Raw genomic sequence first — 2,577 nt, 5'->3', positions numbered from 1 at the left:
GTCAACCAGCTCAAAGCCGTCCTGGTTCGCGCCGACCCGGCCCTGCGTGAATCCCTCACAGGACTGGGCCCCATGACCCTCGTCCGACGGTGCGCCGCCCTGGACGACGTCGCACCGCTCGACGCCCCCACCACCGCGCGTTACACGCTACGCCGGCTGGCCACCCGGATCCTGCAGCTCACCGACGAGGTCAACGACCTCAACCGCCAGCTGACCACCCTGCTCACCCGTCACGCACCCGTACTGCTCACCCGCGTCGGCGTGGGACCAGATACAGCCGCGGCCCTCCTCATCGCCGCGGGCGACAACCCGCAACGGCTGGCCAGCGACGCGTCCTTCGCCGCCCTGTGCGGTGTCAGCCCGATCGAAGCGTCATCCGGCAAGACCCACCGTCACCGCCTCAATCGTGGCGGCGACCGCCAGGCCAACGCAGCCCTGCACCGCATTGTCATCACCCGGCTGCGCTGTGACCCCCGCACCCGCGCCTACCAGCAACGACGCCTCGCCGAAGGCAAAACCCCACGCGAGATCATCCGCTGCCTCAAACGCTACGTCGCCCGCGAGATCTACAACGCCATCCCGCGCACCAGCCCACTGGCCACTGCGGCCACTTGACAACACAGGGGCGTCTGTGAGTTCACGCGTCCGCTCTCGCGCTGCGGGACCGGCCCCGGCTCTACCGCTTCCCGCCGGTACGCCCGATCGTCGGCTGACTTCCCGGGAGCAGCGGGCGGTCACTGTAGGAAGCGGTGTTTCATGCCGGGTTCGGTGACGAGAAGGCGTGGTGGCGACGGGCCGGGTTCGAGCTTCTGTCGAAGCCGGTGGAGGTAGGAGCGCAGGTACTGCGTCTGTTCGTCAGCGTTTGCGGGAAGCGTGGGCCTGGCTGGGCTCGCTAACCCAGACCGCGCGCATTGCCGTGCCGAGCTGGTCGAACGAGCGGCGCACCGCGGTGGCCCCTGCGCCGGGCAGCATGTCGATCACGTAGTCGAGGTAGCGCGCGACCGTTTCGTTCGTTTCGTCGAGCCGGCGTACACCGGCCGGCGTGATGTGCAGCAGCGCCTGACGTCCGTCGGAGTGGTGTGGCTCCCGGCGCAGCAACCCGGCGCTCACGAGCGACTCGATCGGCCGGGTGACGCCCTGACGCGTGACGGCGAGCCAGTCGGCGAGTTCGGTGGGAGTCGCTGGCGCGAGGGCGCAGTAGCCGAGCACACGGTGCTGCGTCGGCGTCGTCCCGACGGCGTCGAGAGCCTCGTCGTAGATCCCGGCAAGTGCCGATAGCACCGTCGGGCGGCTACGGAACGCCCGGGCGACACGCTGCCGTAGCAGGTCATTCATACCTCGATGGTAGGTGATTGGCGGTGCGCGGTTGACGGGGCGAAGCACAGCGAAGATTGTCCCCGGGTGCGTACCGGTACGCCGGCAGAACCGGCGGGAGTCCCGGTACGTCAGCGGCGTCCGCACGGCCGCCGCCTTGACCGCCACGGCCAGGAACGCGGTTACACGGCTGGGCGCAGGAGCCCTGTCTGTCAGACTTCCGTGAGACAGAAGGATCTTTGAGACCTCTGTAGCGCAGGGCGAGACGGGATCTTCAAGACCAGTGACGTTGACCATGGCAGACATGGCCTCCTCGAAGCAGGAGGATGGCGGGGTGAGCCCCTCCCGAGGCGGACCGCGGTCGGACCGGCCGAAGCGCCGGACCTTCACCGCGGCCTACAAGAAAAGAATCCTGAACGAGTACGACGGCCTGACCGGTGCCGGTGAACGAGGCGCACTGCTCCGCCGGGAAGGCCTGTACCACTCCCACATCCAGAAATGGCGCGAGGCGCAGGAGCAGGGGGCTCACGACGGTCTCGCGGGAAAGCCCGCCGGCCGGCCCGCGGCGACCGAGACGGACACCGACAACGATCGGCTACGGCGGGAGAACGAACGGCTCGCCGCCGAACTAGCGCGGACGAAAGCAGCGCTGGAAGTCATGGGAAAAACGCACGCGCTCTTGGAATTGATCTCCGAGAGCGCGGATTCCGGCAGGAAACCCGGCAGATAGTCGACGAGGCGTTCACCTCGCTGGCACCCTTGACCTCGTTCAAGGTCGCCTGCGACCTGCTCGGGCTGTCACGGGCGACAATGTACCGCCGGCGTCGCCCCGCACAATCCACAGAAAGCCCGTCACGGACCCCGGCCGTCCACCCGGCAGCGCTCGACGACACCGAACGTGAACGGCTCCTGGAACTCCTCAACAGCGACCGGTTCGTCGACAAGTCCGCCGCCCAGGTCTGGGCGACCCTGCTCGACGAGGGTGTCTACCTGGCCAGCGTGTCCACCATGTACCGGCTGCTGCGGGCCCGAGCCCAGACCGTCGAGCGGCGGGCACAGGCCGCCCACCCCGCCCGAAAGAAACCGGAACTACTCGCTACCAGACCCAACGAAATCTGGAGCTGGGATATCACAAAACTCGCCGGACCCGTCCGCGGCGTGTACTTCGACCTGTACGTCATCCTCGACATCTTCTCCCGCAAAGCCATTCACTTCGAGGTACATCCCACCGAGAACGGGGAACTCGCGAAGGCCTTCATCGAA

Annotated in this window: 3 protein-coding genes and 1 pseudogene; 3 read left to right on the top strand and 1 reads right to left on the bottom strand. The window is 67.6% G+C overall.

Translation table 11 applies throughout. The annotated features are described in order from the left end of the window. Positions 1–615 (top strand): IS110 family transposase (locus FREUN1FDRAFT_RS38760; protein WP_006545917.1); only part of this gene is annotated, 615 nt, incomplete at its 5' end. A gap of 240 nt (positions 616–855) precedes the next feature. Here FREUN1FDRAFT_RS38760 and FREUN1FDRAFT_RS44795 read toward each other — a convergent pair. Further along, positions 856–1,335, bottom strand: coding sequence for a MarR family winged helix-turn-helix transcriptional regulator (locus tag FREUN1FDRAFT_RS44795; RefSeq protein ID WP_050796208.1), 480 nt, complete (start codon positions 1,333–1,335; stop codon positions 856–858). A gap of 313 nt (positions 1,336–1,648) precedes the next feature. Here FREUN1FDRAFT_RS44795 and FREUN1FDRAFT_RS45695 point away from each other — a divergent pair, with 313 nt between their 5' ends. Further along, entirely contained in the window at positions 1,649–2,044 is a 396-nt protein-coding gene (locus tag FREUN1FDRAFT_RS45695) for a transposase (protein ID WP_006545915.1), read from the top strand. 29 nt (positions 2,045–2,073) lie between these two features. Then, positions 2,074–2,577, top strand: a pseudogene (locus tag FREUN1FDRAFT_RS38745) (IS3 family transposase); the annotation flags it as partial.

Origin of the sequence: Parafrankia sp. EUN1f (genome assembly GCF_000177675.1) — a bacterium.
GTDB lineage: Bacteria > Actinomycetota > Actinomycetes > Frankiales > Frankiaceae > Parafrankia.
Note: the sequence above shows the minus strand (reverse complement) of the source record. Positions and strands in the feature narration are given on the sequence as shown.

Coding starts and splice junctions, on each gene's coding strand:
- FREUN1FDRAFT_RS44795 (WP_050796208.1), bottom strand. CDS start 1,335: ATGAATGACCTGCTACGGCAGCGTGTCGCCCGGGCGTTCCGTAGCCGC.